Here is a 15,607-nt window from a genome sequence, read left to right on the forward strand (position 1 = left end):
GCAGTCTCCCCTCTCATGGATGGCATGGTTCATTTGAATATTCGAATAAAGCGATTATCCAGACGTCGCTCAGGCATCGCGCCGCGGGCCGGGCTTTCACCCGTTAGGCGTCGCTCGCCGGGAACAGGCCGGCGCCGTCGGCCGGCAGCCGGTCAGCCCGGCTGGCCACCGACACGCACACGGTGCGGCACAGGTCTACGAAATTCTGATCCACCACCCGGTAGAACACCTCGTTGCCGTCCCGGCGGCGGTCCACCACGCCGGCCCGGTAGAGCAGGCTGAGGTGCCGCGAGACGTTGGCCTGGGTCAGGCCGATGGCGTCCACCACTTCGTGCACCGGCTTTTCGCTGTTGCACAGGCAGTGAAGAATCCGCAGACGGGTCGGGTCCGAAAGCAGGCTGAAGTACTCAGCCACCACATCGAACACCTTGTCGACTTCGTCCATGACAGCGTAGAGTCCGAATAACGCGCTTCGTTGATTGGTGCGTTAAATCTATAACTATGTAGTTATATAGTCAATAACGCTGCGTGCTGTAGCGCAGCATAAAACGATGTCCTCGGCATCCCCGTCTTGCCCCGTCCAATCGGGGAAAATTCGCGGGAGCACGAGGAAGAGAACAGGCTGTCGTTACCCGCGCCGGCGCGAGGCGCCCTCCCGGGCCGCCGAATGCGGCGCACCATTCCCTGCGGGAAAACCAGCTTTCAAGGAGGAAACATGATTCGTTCGTCGCACCGACGGGCCCTGGCCCTGATTGCCGCCGCCGCCCTCGCCGGCGCCAGCGGCAGCGCCCTGGCCAAGGACCCGAACCTGGGCCGCAACCTGGCCGCCACTTGCGCCAATTGCCACGGCACCAACGGCCAGGCCGTGCCCGGCTCCGGCCTGGACGCCCTGGCCGGCACGCCCCGGGACAAGCTCTTGCAGAAGCTCAACGACTTCAAGACCGGTGTGAAGCCGGCGACGATCATGCATCAGATCAGCAAGGGCTACACCGACGAGCAACTGGGCCTGATCGCCGACTACTTTGCCGCGCAGAAATAAGGGGGAGCGACCATGCCGAATCTGAATCAATTCAATCGCCGCGACTTCATCAAGGCGGCCGGTGCCGCCTCCGTGGCAGGCTCGACCCTGGGCCTGACGGCCTGCGCCGGCGGCGCCAGCAAGGCCCGCGGCCATGTGGTGGTGGTGGGCGGCGGCTACGGCGGTACCACCGTGGCCAAGTACCTGCGCATGTGGAGCGACCGGGGCATCGACGTGACCCTGGTGGAGCGCAACGCCAACTTCGTCTCGTGCCCCATCTCCAACCTGGTGGTGGCCGGCTACAAGGGCCTGGACGACATCACCGTTTCCTACGAGGGCCTCAAGACCCACTGGGGCGTGCGGGTCATCAAGGACGAAGTGACCGCGGTGGACACCGCCAAGCGCACCGTCACCCTGGCCCAGGGCGGCACCCTGTCCTACGACCGGCTGGTGCTCTCCCCCGGCGTGGACTTCCAGTGGGACCAGGTGCCGGCGCTGAACAACGCCGACGCCCAGGGCAAGATCCTGCACGCCTGGAAAGCCGGCCCCCAGACCGTGGCCCTGCGCAAGCAGCTGGAAGACATGAAGGACGGCGGCGTGTTCGCCATCTCCATCCCCAAGGCGCCCTACCGCTGCCCTCCCGGGCCCTACGAGCGGGCCAGCGTGGTGGCCGCCTACCTGAAGGCGAAGAAGCCCAAATCCAAAGTGCTGATCCTCGACGCCAACGAAGAGGTGATTTCCAAGAAGGCCCTGTTCATGAAGGCCTGGGACGACCTGTACAAAGGCATCGTCGAGTACCGGCCGAACAGCCAGCTCACCGACGTGGACGTGGCCGGCAAGACCGCCCTGCTCGAGTTCGACAAGGTCAAGGCCGACGTGCTCAACGTCATCCCGCCCCAGCGCACCGGCGAGATCGCCGCCAAGGCCGGCCTCAAGCTGATCAACAACCGCTGGGTGGACATCAACTGGCTGACCATGGAATCGACCAACACCCCGGGGGTCCATGTCCTGGGCGACGCCATCTTCCCGGCGCCGACCATGCCCAAGTCCGGGCACATGGCCAACCAGCACGCCAAGGTGGCCGCCGCTGCCATCATCAACCTGCAGTCCGGCCAGGAGCCCAACCCGGAGCCGGTGGTGATGAACACCTGCTACAGCTTCGTCGCCGAAAAGAGCGTCATCCACGTCGCCTCGGTGCACCGCTACGACGCGGAGAAGAAGCAGCCGATGCCGGTGGCCGGCGCCGGCGGCGTCTCGGCGGCGCGCAACGAGCTGGAGGCGAAGATCGCCCTGGGCTGGGCCAAGAACATCTGGGCCGACATGCTGACCTGAGCCGCACCGCAAGCTGGCGCCATTTGAAACCCCGCGCCAGTAGGGCATCTCCAGGCACCCCACCTGGAGATGCCCGAAAACAAAGGCCCGCCGGGAGTGCATCCCGGCGGGCCTTTGTTCATGCGGCGTTTGGCGGAGGGCGGCGGACAAAGTGCCGGACGGGCCGGCATCCGCCATCCACTCAGTCCAGGGCGCCGATGTACTCGGCCACCGCCCTCGCCTCCAGCTCGGTCAGCTTGGAGGCCACCGCGTGCATCACCGCATTGTCGTTGGTGCGCTCGCGCTTGTTGAACTGCTTCAACTGCTCCTCGATGTAGAGCGGATGCTGGCCCGCCAGGCGCGGCAGCTGGGTGGTGCCGTAACCCTTGCTTCCGTGGCAACTGGAACAGGCGGCCACCCCGGAATAGGGGTTGCCCTTGGTGAAGATGTAGCGCCCCACCCCGGCCAGGTCGGCGTCCCGGGGCTTGTGCGGCGCGGGCTTCTTGGCCTCGAAGAAGGCGCCCAGGGCCGCCATCTCGCCCTTGGTCAGTTCCTGGACCTGGGACTGCATGGTGTCGCTCTTGCGCCGGCCGCTCTGGAAGTCGGCCAGCTGCTTGGCCACGTACTCGGCGTTCTGCCCCGCCAGGCGGGGAAAGATCGGGCTGGACGACTCGCCCTCGGCGCCGTGGCAGAGGAAGCAGCGCCCGCCGACGATCTCCTCGGCCCGGGCCAGGTCCGGCTTGGCCGGACCGGCGGCGTGGGCTGCCCCGGCCCCAGCCACGGCCCCGACAATGGCCAGCAGCGCCACGGCGCCGCGCATCTTGGTCTTGTTCATGTCTCGCTCCCTTATTGGTGTTGTTCCGCCGAATTCCGGCACAGCCACGTGCCATGCCGCTGCGGCGCTATTTCAGAATGTCATGAAATAGTAATGGAGCAAGACCGGGCGCCACAAGCCGGGCACCCGGGCGGATCAGTGCTTGCCGGTGCTGCCGAAGCCGTCGCCGCCCCGGTCGGAGGCTTCGAATTCCTCGACCACGTTGAAGCCCACCTGCACCACCGGCACCACCACCAGCTGGGCGATGCGGTCCAGGGGATTGATGGTGAAGGCGTCCTTGCCCCGGTTCCACACCGAGATGAGGATTTCGCCCTGGTAGTCGCTGTCGATCAGCCCCACCAGGTTGCCCAGCACCACGCCGTGCTTGTGTCCCAGGCCGGAGCGGGGAAGGATCATGGCGGCCAGCCCCGGGTCGGACAGGTGGATGGCGATGCCGGAGGGGACCAGGGTGGTGTCCCCCGGACGGACGTGGAGCGGCGCCTCGATGCAGGCGCGCAGGTCCAGCCCCGCCGCCCCCGGGGTGGCGTAGCGGGGCGGCATTTCGCGCAGGCGGTTGTCGAGCAGCTTGATGTCGATGTAGTGCATGGCGTTGTCCATGGGCAGAGGTGCGGTCCGTCAGGAAGCGAGGGCGGCGGCGACCCGGGCGACGATGGCCCGGGCGATGCCGTCCTTGCGGGTGGTGTCGAGGGGATGGGCGCCGGCGGCATCGAACAGGATGACCCGGTTGCTGTCGCCGCCGAAACCGTCGGCGATCAGGTTGCCCACCACCAGGGGAAGATTCTTCTTGATCCGCTTCGACTCGGCGTACTGGGCCAGGTCGTGGCTCTCGGCGGCAAAGCCGACGCAGTAGGGCGGCCGGGGCAGCGCCGCCACGTCGGAGAGGATGTCCGGGTTGCGCACCAGGGCCAGGCTCATGGCCTCGCCGCCGGCGGCGGTCTTCTTGATCTTGCGGGTCTCGGGCGCCGCCGGCCGGTAGTCGGCCACCGCCGCCACGGCGATGAACACGTCGGCGTCCACCGCCTGGGGCAGCACCGCGCCGTGCATCTCCAGGGCGCTGGTGACGTCGATGCGCGCCACCCCCACCGGGCAGGGCAGGCCGGTGGGGCCGCTCACCAGGGTCACCTCGGCGCCGGCCTGGCGCGCCGCCCGGGCCAGGGCATAGCCCATGCGCCCCGACGACAGGTTGGTGATGCCGCGCACCGGGTCGATGGCTTCGAAAGTGGGGCCGGCGGTGAGCAGCACCTTCTTGCCGGCCAGTACCTTGGGGGTGAAGAAGGCGATCACCTCTTCCACCAGCACCTCGGGCTCCAACATGCGGCCAAAGCCGGTCTCGCCGCAGGCCTGGACGCCTTCGTCCGGGCCGAGCACGGCGATGCCGTCGGCGGCCAGTTGGGCGACGTTGCGTTGGGTGGCCGGGTTGTCCCACATCTGCCGGTTCATGGCCGGCGCCACCAGCAACGGGCAATCCCGGGCCAGCACCAGGGTGGAGAGCAGGTCGTCGGCCCGGCCCTGCACCACCTTGGCCAGGAAGTCGGCGGTAGCCGGGGCCACCAGCATCGCGTCCGCTTCCCGGGACAGCTCGATGTGGGGCATCAGGTTGGGCACCCGCTCGTCCCAGGCATCGACGAACACCGCCTGGCCCGACAGGGCCTGGAAGGTGGCGGGGGCGACGAAGCGGGTCGCCGCCTCGGTCATGGCCACCCGCACCGTGGCGCCGGCCTTGATCAATTGGCGGGTCAGCTCGGCCGCCTTGTAGGCGGCCACCCCGCCGGTCACCCCGAGCAGGATGTGCCGGCCGGCCAGTTCGAGCCCGTCGACCGAAGAGGAAGATGGGCTCGCTTGCGCGGCTTGCAGGGAACGCGCGGACTGCCCAGGCAAAGCCATTGTCATATCGGTAGTATGCTGCGAAGTGAAATGAGGAATGTGGAAGGGACCCAAAGCGGCACCGGGACGTTCCACGGCGCCGCCATTCTAGCCCGAGGGCCGGGCCTCGCGTCCCTTCCCCCACCCGGCGCCATCGGCGCCCTTGCCGGAGACCCGCCATGGCCATCACCGACTGGCCCGCCGCCGACCGCCCCCGCGAAAAGCTGCTCGCCCAGGGCGCCGGCACCCTCACCGACGCCGAGCTGCTGGCCATTTTCCTGCGCGTCGGCGTCCGTGGCAAAAGCGCCGTGGACCTAGCCCGGGACCTGCTCGCCCGCTTCGGCTCCCTGACCCGGCTGTTCGCCGCCGAGGCGCCCCAGTTCGCCGCGGTGCCGGGCATGGGCGAGGCCAAGTACGCCCAGCTCCAGGCGGTCCTGGAACTGGCCCGCCGCGCCCTGGGCGAGGAAGTGGCGGAACGCCCCCTGTTCACCTCGCCCCGGGCGGTGGCCGACTACCTGCGCCTGACCCTGGCCCGGGAGCCCCGGGAAGTCTTTCTCGCCCTGTGGCTGGACGCCCGCCACCGGCTGATCGCCAGCGAGCCCCTCTTCCACGGCACCCTGACCCAGACGGCGGTCTACCCGCGGGAGGTGGTCAAGCGGGCCCTGGCCCACAACGCGGCGGCGGTGATCGTCGCTCACAACCACCCGTCCGGCGCCGCCGAGCCCTCGGCCGCCGACGAGAGCCTGACCCGGGCCCTGCGCGACGCCCTGGCCCTGGTGGACGTGCGCCTGCTCGACCACTTCATCGTGCCTTCCGTCGGCGCCCCCCGGTCCCTCGCCGAGCGTGGTCTAATCTGAACGCGGCAAAACTACTTTCTCACCCATTCCTGGCGAAACATTGCATGACATTTATTTCTCCAGAACCGCTCCGGCAAGCCGGTATAATCGCGCCAACCATGATCGAACACCGCATGCACAGGCGCTTTCCGGTGCGTTGGCCCGTCGCCATCGTCTTCGACCACGCCGCCGAACGCGCCACCTACCGGGGCCTGACCTGGGATCTTTCCTTGGGGGGCGCGGCCATTCTTTCCGAGCACAACCTGTTCGTTCCCGGCGCCGTCACCCTGCTGATCTCGGTGCCGCCCCTCTACCCGGGGCAGCGGCAACCTCTTATCGAAGTGCGGGCCAACATGGCCTACACGGTGCTCTCCAACACCCACGACTGCTTCCGCCTGGGCATCCGCTTCGACCAGTTCAAGGATAACGGCGAGCAGCGCCTGCTCGACAACCTGCAGGCCCGCTACGAGATCATCGTCTGAGCCCCTTCCCGGGGCCGTTCGCGGGAAGTTGCGGAAGTGCTTGATATTTCTCGCGCAGTTACGTTAAAATCGCCGGCTTTCTCTTCTGTGATTTTGGAGCACTGACATGGCGCGTGTCTGCCAAGTGACGGGGAAAGCCCCGATGGTGGGGAACAACGTTTCCCACGCCAACAACAAAACCAAGCGCCGCTTCCTGCCGAACTTGCACTACCGCCGTTTCTGGGTGGAGAGCGAGAACCGCTTCGTGCGCCTGCGTGTTTCCAACGCCGGCCTGCGAGTCATCGACAAGAAGGGCATCGATGTCGTTCTCGGCGAGCTGCGCGCTCGTGGCGAGATCTAAGCAGGAGCATTAAGCAATGCGCGAAAAGATCAAGCTCGAATCCACCGCGGGCACCGGCCACTTCTACACCACCACCAAGAACAAGCGCACCACGCCCGAAAAGCTGGAGATCAAGAAGTTCGATCCCAAGGCTCGCAAGCACGTGATGTACAAGGAAACCAAGCTGAAGTGATGATGGCGCCCTCGCCACACGGCCTCAGCCGTTTCCCCTGAAAACCCGCCCAGCGCAAGCTCGGCGGGTTTTTTCTTACCCGGCTTTCACCCCCTCCTTCACGCTCACACCGCATCGGCATTTCCCGCAGCCCCCTCCGCCCCGCGTCCTCACGCCTTGGCCACGGCCAGATCCCTCCAGGCCGTGGTGTAGGCCGGCGAGATCAAGTCCTGGCGCATCGCCCAGGCCATGCCCTTCCTCAGCCCCGCCCCGCCGGGCCCCAGGGTGCCGCCGCCCCAGCGCCGGTTGGCCGCGTCGAGCACCGTCATCAGCCGCTCCTGGCGCGCCTGCTGCACCAGCACTCCGGGAGGCGTAAACAGGCTGCCCTGGCGCCCGGAGCGGGGCACCAGGCCAATCAGCAGCACCCCGGCCTTGGCGTAGGACAAGTCGGGCCGGTAGATGCGAGCCAGGGCTTCCCGGGCGCGGCGGATCAGGGTCAGGGTATCGTCGCTGGCCTCGGCCAGGGGCAGGATCAACTGGCCGTGGAACGGACGTTCGGACCATTCACCGCCCCGGTGCCGGTGGCCGCGGATATAGACCCCCACCGCCTCGGCCAGGGATTCCTGGCGGCGCAGCTTGTGGGCCGCCCGGGCCATGTAGGTGGCCACGGCGGCGGCCAGGTCCACCTCGGCATGGACCGGCCGGCCGAAGGAGCGGGACGACAGAATCTGGCGCCGGTCCGCCACCGCCAGCTCCACCCCCAGGCAGGGCGTGCCGCGCAGTTCGCGCACGGTGCGCTCCAGGATCACCGAAAAGCGCTGGCGCAGGGTTTCCGCATCGGCCTGGCGCAGGTCCCAGGCGGTACGGATGCCACGCCCCTCCAGGGCTTCGCGCAGGCGCCAGCCGACGCCCCACACCTCGCCCACGGCGATGCCACGCAGCAGCGCCTCCTGGCGCACCGGCGGCAGAGCGCCCAAGTCGCACACCCCACCCCACTCGGCCTGTTTCTTGGCCAGGTGGTTGGCCAGCTTGGCCAGGGTCTTGGTCGGCGCGATGCCGACGCACACCGGCAGGCCGATCTCGCGGCGCACGGCTCGGCGGATTTCCCGCCCCCGCTCCGCCGCATCGGGCTGGCCGGAGAGGTCGAGGAAGCACTCGTCGATGGAATAGGCTTCCCGGTCCGGGGCAAAGCGTCCCAGGATGGCCATGAAGCGACTGCTCATGTCGCCGTAGAGGGCGTAATTGGAAGAAAAGGCCGTCACCCCCTGGCGCGTCGCCTGGGCGCGGATCTTGAACCAGGGCGCCCCCATGGGAATGCCCAGGGCCTTGGCCTCGGCGCTGCGCGAAACGACGCAGCCGTCGTTGTTCGACAACACCACCACCGGGCGCTTTTCCAGGTCGGGGCGAAACAGGCGCTCGCAGGAGACGTAGCAGTTGTTCACATCCACCAGGGCGATGGCGCGGGCCATTTGCGCCTCCTACAGCCGGTGCAGGGCGCGGGTGACCACGCCCCAGACGGTCACTTCCTGACCCTCGCGGAAGACCAGGTCCGGGTAGTCCGGATTCTCGGCGCACAGGCGCACCCCGCCGGGGCCGCGGCGCAGGCGCTTGACGGTCAGCTCGCCATCCACCACCGCCACCACCACCGCGCCGTCCCGGGGCGGCAGAGAGCGGTCCACGATGATCTCGTCGCCGTCGAAGATGCCGGCGTCGCGCATCGACCACCCCGACACGCGCAGGATGAAGGTGCTCTCCCGGTTGAGGATGAGGTGCTCGTTGAGGTCGATGCCCCGGTCCAGGTAATCATCCGCCGGGGAAGGAAAGCCCGCCGGCACCCGGGAAGCGAACAGGGGAAAGGTCCGGGCCGGGCCGCCCTGGAGCGGCCGCGCCTCGCCGGCCCGGTCGCCTGCCGCCAGCCGGGGCCCGGCCTGGCGCCGGAACTGCTCCAGCCAATCGATCACCGCCGCCGCCTGGCTCTGCGGCACCCGCACCGGCACGGTGGGTTCGCCGAAGGCCCCGCCCCCCGGCTTGCGCCCGGCCCCGGCCCGGGAACCGCCGCGACGCCCCGGGCCCGCCCCGCCGGCCTCCCGGCCACTGCCGACGCCAGGATTGCTGCTGTCATCATCACCCACGCTATTCACGTCGCCACCTTGAAATTGAAATCCGAACAAAATTCAAACCAATGGTAGCAGCCCCGCCCTTTCCGTTCCAACTCCGCACCGGCGCGCCATGACACCGGCACCGGGGAAAGCGCATTGACCCAGGTCAAGCGGTAAAAATCCGGGGCGCCGTAGAGTGCTGCTTTTCCGCTCGGAGACCATAACAATGACGACCTCCTTCCGTATCGCCGTGATCGGCGCCGGCGAAACCGGCACCCCGCTGCTCAAGCAACTGCTCGCCGCCCCCTTCGTCCAGGTGCTGGGCGTGGCCGACCTGGACCTCAGCCTGCCGGGCATCGCCCTGGCCCGGGAACACGGCGTGACCGTAACCAACAATTTCATGGACCTGGCCGGCAAAGGCGAGGAAGTGGACATCATCATCGACGTCACCGGCGCCCCCAAGGTGCGCGAGACCCTGCGCCAGCACATGATCGACTCCGGCAACAGCCACACCCTGATCCTGCACGAGCGCATCGCCCTCCTGATGATGTCGCTGTCCGCCGGCCAGGCCGTGAGCGGCAAGCACACCGAACTGGAATACCACTGAGCGCCCGGCGCGGGGCGGTGACCCGAGGGCTGCGGCACGCTACAGTCGCGGCGTTGCCGCCCGACGGATTCCGCCCATGACCGACGCCTCCCGCCCCGCCCCCACCCGCTGCGCCTGGGTCAGCGACGACCCGCTGTACCAGGACTACCACGACCGGGAGTGGGGCGTGCCGGTGCACGACGAGCACCGGCTGTTCGAATTCCTCATTCTCGAAGGCGCCCAGGCCGGGCTGTCGTGGATCACCGTGCTGCGCAAGCGGGAACGCTACCGGCAGGTCTTCGCCGGCTTCGACCCGGCCCAAGTGGCGCGCTTTACCTCCGCCGACCAGGAACGGCTGCTGGCCGATCCGGGCATCATCCGCCACCGGGGCAAGGTTGCCGCGGCGGTGGGCAACGCCCAGGCCTTCCTGCGCGTCCAGGACGAGTTCGGCAGCTTCGACGCCTACCTGTGGAACCGGGTGGATGGCGTGCCGGTGCGCAACGCCTGGACCTCGATCCGCGACGTGCCGGCCCGCACCCCGCTGTCCGACGCCCTGGCCAAGGATTTGCAGAAGCGCGGCTTCAAGTTCGTCGGCTCCACCATCTGCTACGCCTACCTGCAAGCCGTCGGCGTGGTGAACGACCACACCACCGACTGCTTCTGCTACCGGACGGCCTAGCGCCCGACCTCGGCACCGGCGGGGGATTGCCCGCCATCGCCCGCACCGCCGGTGCCGCTGCCGGTGTCATTGGCAGCCGCCTCGGCACTGTCCAGGCGCTCCTTGGCCTGGCGCTCGGCGTCGGCCAGGGATTGGCGCACCCGTTCCTGGGCATCGGCGGCCTGCTGCACCTCCCGGGCCTTGAGTGCCGCCGCCGTGGCGGCGCTGCCCGCGGTTTCCGACACGCCGCAGCCGGCCAGGCCCGCAGCCAGCGCCAGCAGGCCGAAGACGGCCGCCCCGTGCCTCCTATCACCGCGCCAAAGACGCCGCATCGCAGCGCGCCTCACCGCTGAGGCGTGGCGCGGAAGCGCCCCACCACCCGGCCGGTGCCGTCGAGCAGCTCCAATTCGTCGTTGTGCCGGGCACCGATGCGGTAGGCCCGGGTATCGGCCAGGGCCTTGAGAAAGGCCGGCTCCGGGTTGGGCTCCGGGCAGGCCATGCGGGTGGTGGCGCCCGGGGCGAAGCGCAGCTGGCGCTCGGTGGCGCTGTAGGTGCCCACCAGCCGGTTGCAGCCGGTACCGCCCTGGACCGGCAGGAGGCCCTCGGCCATGCCCGGGGCGGGCTCGGCGCGCAGCACCAGGTGGGGCTCCCGGTCACCCTCGGCGGGGGCTACCGGCACGCCGCCCAGCTCCACCGCCTTCCAGTAAGTTTCGGCCAGGCCCGCCGGCGGGGGCAGGACGTCGCTCCCGGGGGCGCCCGGTACGGCGGGGGCGGCACAGCCTGCCAGTGCCAGGGCGGCAACGGCAATGACGTTGCGTTTCATGGCGTGTTTCATGGCACAGTCCTCAGGTGGTCGTCGAAGCCGGCATCCTGCCAGATCGACCCCTTTTTTTGCTACCTGCCCCCTCCTCCGTTCCGCTCCCTTCATGTCCACTCCCGCCGTTCCGATCCGCCCCCTCTCCCACGCCGCCGTCTGGTGGCAGACCCTGCGTCCGCGCACCCTCACCGTCTCCGTGGCGCCGGTGCTGCTGGGGCTGGCCCTGGCCTGGTCCCTGGCCGGAGTGTTCCGCCCCCTGCCGGCCCTGGCCTGCCTGCTGGGGGCCCTGCTGATCCAGATCGGCACCAACCTGCACAACGATGCCGGCGATTTCCTGCGCGGCGCCGACACCAGCGAGCGCCTCGGCCCGCCCCGGGCCTGCGCCCAGGGCTGGCTCACTGCCCGCCAGGTGCGCAATGCCGCCTGGGGCGCCTTCGCCCTGGCCTTTCTCGTCGGCATCTATCTGGTAGCCGTGGGCGGCTGGCCCATCGTCGCCCTCGGCCTGGCGTCCCTGGCCGCCGGCTGGGCCTACACCGACGGCCCTCGGCCGATCGCCTATTCCGCTACCGGCGAGCTGTTCGTCTGGCTGTTCTTCGGCCTGGCTGCGGTGGGCGGCACGGTCTACCTGCAACTCGGGCAGGTGCCGGCCGCCGCCTGGCTGGGCGCCCATCTGCTCGGCACCCTGGCGGCGGCGGTGATCACGGTGAACAACCTGCGCGACGAGGACGAGGACCGCCGTTCCGGCAAGCGCACCCTGGTGGTGGCCGGCGGCCGCCGCCTCGCCCTGGCGGTGCTGGGGCTGCTGCTGCTCACGCCCTTTCCCCTGTTGCTACTGTTCCTGCTGGCGCCCATGGGCGGCCATACCAGCCCGTGGCTGCTGCTGCCCTGGCTGCTGTTCCCCCAGGCCCTGCGCCTTTACGGCGAGGTGCGCCGCACCGCGCCCGGTCCCCGCTACAACGCCCTGCTCGGCGCCACGGCGCGGCTCCAGCTCGGCTTCGCCGCCGCCCTCGCCCTGGGGCTGATATTGGCCCGGTGGCTTTGACGCCCGCTGGTTTTGACATTTGTCAGCCCGCCTTGGCATAGCGCTTGGCAGTGCCAAGGATGGGGCGCTATAACGGTCCTGCATAGCGCTGCACCGCCCCGGCATCGGGCGCCATGTCTCCAACATGACGCCCGCCGGACAAAAAAATCTGCCATGCTGCCGTTGCTGTCATACAACCGGATCATCCTTGCCGATGCCGGACAACTACTCCAAAACTCTCCAGAGGAGTTCTCCATGACGCATTTCCGTGTCCCCTCGCTGGCCATCGCCCTGGCCGTCTCCGCCGCGTTCGCCGGCACCGCCCACGCCGCCGACCCCAATCCCAAGATGGACCCGGCCGACGTCCGCTACCACGCCGGCAGTTCGCCGCTGGCCAATGTGGAGATGTACCAGGACATCAACCCCAAAGCGCCGCCGATGACCAAGGCCGAGTTCGACAAGGCCCGCAAGATCTACTTCGAGCGCTGTGCCGGCTGCCACGGTGTGCTGCGCAAGGGCGCCACCGGCAAGCCCCTGACCCCGGACATCACCCTGGAAAAGGGCTCGGACTACCTGAAGGTGTTCATCAAGTACGGTTCCCCCGCCGGCATGCCCAACTGGGGCACCTCGGGCGAACTGACCGACGACGAAGTGGACCTGATGGCCCGCTACGTGCAGCAGACCCCGCCGCAGCCGCCCGAATTCGGCATGGCCGAAATGAAGGGCACCTGGAAGGTGCTGGTGCCGCCGGAAAAACGGCCCACCAAGAAGATGAACAGCTACAACATCAACAACATCTTCTCCACCACCCTGCGCGACACCGGCGAAGTGGCCCTGATCGACGGCGACACCAAGAAGATCATCAACATCGTCAAGACCGGCTACGCGGTGCACATCTCGCGCATGTCGTCCTCGGGCCGCTACCTGTTCGTGATCGGCCGCGACGCCAAGATCAACCTGATCGACCTGTGGATGGAAAAGCCCGACAACGTGGCCGAAATCCGCGTCGGCCTGGAGGCCCGCTCGGTGGAAACCTCCAAGTACAAGGGCTATGAGGACAAGTACGCCATCGCCGGCTCCTACTGGCCGCCCCAGTACGTGATCATGAAGGGCGACACCCTGGAGCCGCTGAAGATCGTGGCCACCCGGGGCATGACCGTGGACACCCAGGAATACCACCCGGAACCCCGCGTCGCCGCCATCGTAGCCTCCCACTTCAACCCCGAGTTCGTGGTCAACGTGAAGGAGACCGGCAAGATTCTGGTGGTGAACTACAAGGACATCGAGAACCTGACCACCACCGAGATTCCGGCGGCCCGTTTCCTCCACGACGGCGGCATGGACTCGACCCACCGCTATTTCCTCACCGCCGCCAACCAGTCGAACAAGGTGGTGGTGGTGGACACCAAGACCGACAAGCGGGTGGCCATCGTCGATGTGGGCAAGATTCCCCACCCGGGCCGCGGCGCCAACTTCGTCCATCCCAAGTACGGTCCCGTCTGGGCCACCGGCCACCTGGGCGACGAATCCATCGCCCTGATCGGCACCGACCCGGTCAAGCACAAGCAGTACGCCTGGAAGGTGGTGGACACTCTCAAGGGCCAGGGTGGCGGCTCCCTGTTCGTGAAAACCCATCCCAAGTCCAAGAACCTGTGGGTGGACACCGCCCTCAACCCGGACGTGGCCAACAGCCAGTCCATCGCCGTGTTCGACACCGCCAATCCGGACAAGGGCTTCCAGACCCTGCCCATCGCCGAATGGGCAGGCCTGGGCGAAGGCGCCAAGCGCGTCGTCCAGCCGGAGTACAACCAGGCCGGCGACGAAGTGTGGTTCTCGGTGTGGTCGGCCAAGAACCAGCAGTCGGCGATCGTGGTGGTGGACGACAAGACGCGCAAGCTGAAGGCCGTGATCAAGGATCCCAAGCTGATCACCCCCACCGGCAAGTTCAACGTCTTCAACACCCAGCACGACGTGTATTAAGCCTGCATGCAGTACGCCCCGCACCGGCTTCCGGCGCGGGGAAAACAGAACGGGGAGCCCATGGGCTCCCCGTTCTGCTTTGCGGCTTGTGCTGCACGCCGGTGAAGACTGGGCTTAGAACGCCTCGCCTTCCTCCAGGTAGCGCCACTGCCCCGGCGGCAGGTTGCCGAGCTTGACCCCGCCGATGCGCACCCGCTTCAGGCCCACCACCTTCAGGCCCACCAGTTCGCACATGCGGCGGATCTGGCGCTTCTTGCCTTCGCGCAGGACGAAGCGCAGCTGGTCGTCGTTGATCCACTCCACCTGGGCCGGTTCCAGCGGGTCGCCGTCCAGTTCCAGGCCATGGTTGAGCAGGGCCAGGCCGTTGTCGATGAGCTGCCCCTCGACCCGCACCAGGTATTCCTTGTCCACCTCGGAATCGGCACCGATGATGCGCCGGGCGACGCGGCCATCCTGGGTCAGCACCAGCAGGCCCACCGAGTCGATGTCCAGCCGCCCCGCCGGCGCCATGCCGCGCAGGTGGGCCGGCGAATAGGCGGGACCGCCGGATTCGGACCAGCGGTTTTCCGGGCGGATCAGCACGATGGCCGGCTCGTAGCCGTCCTCGGCCTGGCCGGAGACGTAGCCCACCGGCTTGTTGAGCAGCACGGTGACCTGCTGGTCCTGGTTGCGCTGGGCCTCCTTGGACAAGGTGATCTCGGCGTCCGGCGCCGCCCGGGTGCCCAGCTCGGCCACCCGTTCGCCGTTGACGAACACCCAGCCGCGCTCGATGTAGCCGTCGGCCTCCCGGCGGGAACAGATGCCCCGCTCGGCCATCAGCTTGGAAACCCGCACCAGCCCTTCGTCGTCGAAGACCCGCTCGGGAGATTCAAGCGGGGCGCGGGCCTCGGCATGGTCGTCACGGAAGTCCTGGCGGGGCGCCCGTTCCGGCGCATCGCGGAATTCGTGGCGCGGCCCGCGCTCGAAGCGCTCGCCCTGGCCCCGCTCGCCGCGCCCATCCTGGCTATCCCGGCCCCCCCGGTTATCTCGATTATCCCAGCGGGGACGCTCGGCAAAGTCGCGCTGGGGACGGTCGCCCCGGCTGGCGAAATCGCGCTGGGGGCGGTCAGCGAAATCACCCCGCGGCGGCCGGTCGCCGAAGCTGCGCAGGCGGTCGCCTTCCGGACGCGGAGGACGGTCGCCATAGGGACGGTTCGGCCGGTCCCCCCGGTCGGAAAATTCCCGGCGCGGACGGTCCACGTACTCGCCCCGGGCGGGACGGTCGCCAAAGCCACGAGGCCGATCCTCGCCCTGGCGCGACGGACGGTCGCCACCGCGCTCGGCGAAATCGCGGCGCGGGCGGTCGTCGTAGGGACGTTGGGGACGGTCGCTCCGCTCGCCGTAAGGGCGGTTCGGGCGCTCGCCACGGTCGGCAAAATCCCGGCGCGGACGGTCACCGAAGTCGCCGCGCGGCGGACGGTCGCCAAAACTGCGCGGACGATCCCCTTCCGGGCGCGGAGGACGGTCACCGCGGTCACCACGATCGCCCCGCTCACCGTAAGGACGGTTCGGACGGTCGCCACGGTCGGCAAAATCCCGGCGCGGACGGTCACCGAAGTCGCCGCGCGGCG

Annotated in this window: 19 protein-coding genes; 10 read left to right on the forward strand and 9 right to left on the reverse strand. The window is 68.5% G+C overall.

Annotation, left to right across the window (positions count from 1 at the left end):
* Positions 1-103: 103 nt before the first annotated feature.
* Entirely contained in the window at positions 104-445 is a 342-nt protein-coding gene (locus LWW89_RS12175) for a metalloregulator ArsR/SmtB family transcription factor (RefSeq protein WP_054621613.1), read from the reverse strand.
* A 270-nt stretch (positions 446-715) separates the two neighbouring features.
* Between LWW89_RS12175 and LWW89_RS12180 the strand changes: the two genes are divergently transcribed.
* Positions 716-1,039 (forward strand): c-type cytochrome, encoded by a 324-nt coding sequence (locus tag LWW89_RS12180; RefSeq protein ID WP_293264507.1) that lies wholly within the window; start codon positions 716-718, stop codon positions 1,037-1,039.
* Positions 1,040-1,051: 12 nt separating this feature from the next.
* On the forward strand, positions 1,052-2,350 hold the full coding sequence (locus LWW89_RS12185; RefSeq protein WP_293264509.1) for an NAD(P)/FAD-dependent oxidoreductase: 1,299 nt from the start codon (positions 1,052-1,054) through the stop codon (positions 2,348-2,350).
* Between the two features lie 181 nt (positions 2,351-2,531).
* On the opposite strand, the gene LWW89_RS12190 is transcribed toward LWW89_RS12185, so the two are convergent.
* The 3 genes from LWW89_RS12190 to coaBC form a co-directional block, all read right to left on the reverse strand.
* Positions 2,532-3,164, reverse strand: a complete 633-nt coding sequence (locus LWW89_RS12190; RefSeq protein WP_293264511.1) for a c-type cytochrome — start codon at positions 3,162-3,164, stop codon at positions 2,532-2,534.
* 135 nt (positions 3,165-3,299) lie between these two features.
* Positions 3,300-3,749: a dUTP diphosphatase gene (gene dut, locus LWW89_RS12195; protein ID WP_293264549.1), complete on the reverse strand. Its 450-nt coding sequence runs from the start codon at positions 3,747-3,749 to the stop codon at positions 3,300-3,302.
* Positions 3,750-3,779: 30 nt separating this feature from the next.
* Complete coding sequence (gene coaBC, locus LWW89_RS12200; protein ID WP_293264513.1) at positions 3,780-5,048, reverse strand: bifunctional phosphopantothenoylcysteine decarboxylase/phosphopantothenate--cysteine ligase CoaBC; 1,269 nt, start codon at positions 5,046-5,048, stop codon at positions 3,780-3,782.
* A gap of 158 nt (positions 5,049-5,206) precedes the next feature.
* On the opposite strand from coaBC, the gene radC reads away from it, so the two are divergent.
* From radC to rpmG, 4 genes are all read left to right on the forward strand, one after another.
* Positions 5,207-5,884: a DNA repair protein RadC gene (gene radC / locus LWW89_RS12205; protein WP_293264515.1), complete on the forward strand. Its 678-nt coding sequence runs from the start codon at positions 5,207-5,209 to the stop codon at positions 5,882-5,884.
* 113 nt (positions 5,885-5,997) lie between these two features.
* Positions 5,998-6,345 (forward strand): PilZ domain-containing protein, encoded by a 348-nt coding sequence (locus tag LWW89_RS12210; protein WP_293264551.1) that lies wholly within the window; start codon positions 5,998-6,000, stop codon positions 6,343-6,345.
* 106 nt (positions 6,346-6,451) lie between these two features.
* The gene (gene rpmB / locus LWW89_RS12215) at positions 6,452-6,685 is read left to right on the forward strand and encodes a 50S ribosomal protein L28 (RefSeq protein WP_054621621.1); all 234 of its coding nucleotides are present in this window, start codon (positions 6,452-6,454) and stop codon (positions 6,683-6,685) included.
* Positions 6,686-6,701: 16 nt separating this feature from the next.
* The gene (gene rpmG, locus LWW89_RS12220) at positions 6,702-6,857 is read left to right on the forward strand and encodes a 50S ribosomal protein L33 (protein WP_293264516.1); all 156 of its coding nucleotides are present in this window, start codon (positions 6,702-6,704) and stop codon (positions 6,855-6,857) included.
* Positions 6,858-7,006: 149 nt separating this feature from the next.
* Here the strand turns inward: rpmG and LWW89_RS12225 are convergent, their stop codons facing one another.
* Together LWW89_RS12225 and umuD are read right to left on the reverse strand one after the other, a co-directional pair.
* Entirely contained in the window at positions 7,007-8,305 is a 1,299-nt protein-coding gene (locus LWW89_RS12225) for a Y-family DNA polymerase (RefSeq protein WP_293264518.1), read from the reverse strand.
* A gap of 9 nt (positions 8,306-8,314) precedes the next feature.
* Entirely contained in the window at positions 8,315-8,968 is a 654-nt protein-coding gene (umuD, locus tag LWW89_RS12230; protein WP_293264520.1) for a translesion error-prone DNA polymerase V autoproteolytic subunit, read from the reverse strand.
* A 193-nt stretch (positions 8,969-9,161) separates the two neighbouring features.
* Between umuD and LWW89_RS12235 the strand changes: the two genes are divergently transcribed.
* Positions 9,162-9,542, forward strand: a complete 381-nt coding sequence (locus tag LWW89_RS12235; protein WP_293264522.1) for an oxidoreductase — start codon at positions 9,162-9,164, stop codon at positions 9,540-9,542.
* A gap of 76 nt (positions 9,543-9,618) precedes the next feature.
* Positions 9,619-10,200, forward strand: a complete 582-nt coding sequence (locus tag LWW89_RS12240) for a DNA-3-methyladenine glycosylase I (RefSeq protein WP_293264524.1) — start codon at positions 9,619-9,621, stop codon at positions 10,198-10,200.
* Here the strand turns inward: LWW89_RS12240 and LWW89_RS12245 are convergent.
* Positions 10,197-10,424, reverse strand: coding sequence for a hypothetical protein (locus LWW89_RS12245; protein WP_293264527.1), 228 nt, complete (start codon positions 10,422-10,424; stop codon positions 10,197-10,199). The two genes, LWW89_RS12240 and LWW89_RS12245, sit on opposite strands and share 4 nt — an antisense overlap.
* Before the next feature lie 98 nt (positions 10,425-10,522).
* Positions 10,523-11,014: an META domain-containing protein gene (locus tag LWW89_RS12250; protein ID WP_293264529.1), complete on the reverse strand. Its 492-nt coding sequence runs from the start codon at positions 11,012-11,014 to the stop codon at positions 10,523-10,525.
* A gap of 91 nt (positions 11,015-11,105) precedes the next feature.
* Here LWW89_RS12250 and LWW89_RS12255 point away from each other — a divergent pair, with 91 nt between their 5' ends.
* The gene (locus tag LWW89_RS12255; RefSeq protein ID WP_293264531.1) at positions 11,106-12,038 is read left to right on the forward strand and encodes a 1,4-dihydroxy-2-naphthoate polyprenyltransferase; all 933 of its coding nucleotides are present in this window, start codon (positions 11,106-11,108) and stop codon (positions 12,036-12,038) included.
* 234 nt (positions 12,039-12,272) lie between these two features.
* Positions 12,273-13,997, forward strand: a complete 1,725-nt coding sequence (locus LWW89_RS12260) for a nitrite reductase (RefSeq protein ID WP_293264533.1) — start codon at positions 12,273-12,275, stop codon at positions 13,995-13,997.
* Positions 13,998-14,111: 114 nt separating this feature from the next.
* Here the strand turns inward: LWW89_RS12260 and LWW89_RS12265 are convergent.
* On the reverse strand, positions 14,112-15,607 hold a 1,496-nt coding region (locus LWW89_RS12265), incomplete at its 5' end, for a pseudouridine synthase (RefSeq protein WP_293264535.1).

The organism is Oryzomicrobium sp. (genome assembly GCF_021287045.1).
GTDB lineage: Bacteria > Pseudomonadota > Gammaproteobacteria > Burkholderiales > Rhodocyclaceae > Oryzomicrobium.

Bases quoted from the DNA above. Each gene is read 5' to 3' on its own strand.
- radC (WP_293264515.1), top strand. From the start codon at position 5,207: ATGGCCATCACCGACTGGCCCGCCGCCGACCGCCCCCGCGAAAAGCTG.
- dut (WP_293264549.1), bottom strand. From the start codon at position 3,749: ATGCACTACATCGACATCAAGCTGCTCGACAACCGCCTGCGCGAAATG.
- rpmB (WP_054621621.1), top strand. From the start codon at position 6,452: ATGGCGCGTGTCTGCCAAGTGACGGGGAAAGCCCCGATGGTGGGGAAC.
- LWW89_RS12260 (WP_293264533.1), top strand. From the start codon at position 12,273: ATGACGCATTTCCGTGTCCCCTCGCTGGCCATCGCCCTGGCCGTCTCC.
- LWW89_RS12235 (WP_293264522.1), top strand. From the start codon at position 9,162: ATGACGACCTCCTTCCGTATCGCCGTGATCGGCGCCGGCGAAACCGGC.
- LWW89_RS12225 (WP_293264518.1), bottom strand. From the start codon at position 8,305: ATGGCCCGCGCCATCGCCCTGGTGGATGTGAACAACTGCTACGTCTCC.
- rpmG (WP_293264516.1), top strand. From the start codon at position 6,702: ATGCGCGAAAAGATCAAGCTCGAATCCACCGCGGGCACCGGCCACTTC.
- LWW89_RS12180 (WP_293264507.1), top strand. From the start codon at position 716: ATGATTCGTTCGTCGCACCGACGGGCCCTGGCCCTGATTGCCGCCGCC.
- LWW89_RS12240 (WP_293264524.1), top strand. From the start codon at position 9,619: ATGACCGACGCCTCCCGCCCCGCCCCCACCCGCTGCGCCTGGGTCAGC.
- LWW89_RS12190 (WP_293264511.1), bottom strand. From the start codon at position 3,164: ATGAACAAGACCAAGATGCGCGGCGCCGTGGCGCTGCTGGCCATTGTC.
- LWW89_RS12255 (WP_293264531.1), top strand. From the start codon at position 11,106: ATGTCCACTCCCGCCGTTCCGATCCGCCCCCTCTCCCACGCCGCCGTC.
- LWW89_RS12250 (WP_293264529.1), bottom strand. From the start codon at position 11,014: ATGAAACACGCCATGAAACGCAACGTCATTGCCGTTGCCGCCCTGGCA.
- coaBC (WP_293264513.1), bottom strand. From the start codon at position 5,048: ATGGCTTTGCCTGGGCAGTCCGCGCGTTCCCTGCAAGCCGCGCAAGCG.
- LWW89_RS12210 (WP_293264551.1), top strand. From the start codon at position 5,998: ATGCACAGGCGCTTTCCGGTGCGTTGGCCCGTCGCCATCGTCTTCGAC.
- LWW89_RS12185 (WP_293264509.1), top strand. From the start codon at position 1,052: ATGCCGAATCTGAATCAATTCAATCGCCGCGACTTCATCAAGGCGGCC.
- LWW89_RS12175 (WP_054621613.1), bottom strand. From the start codon at position 445: ATGGACGAAGTCGACAAGGTGTTCGATGTGGTGGCTGAGTACTTCAGC.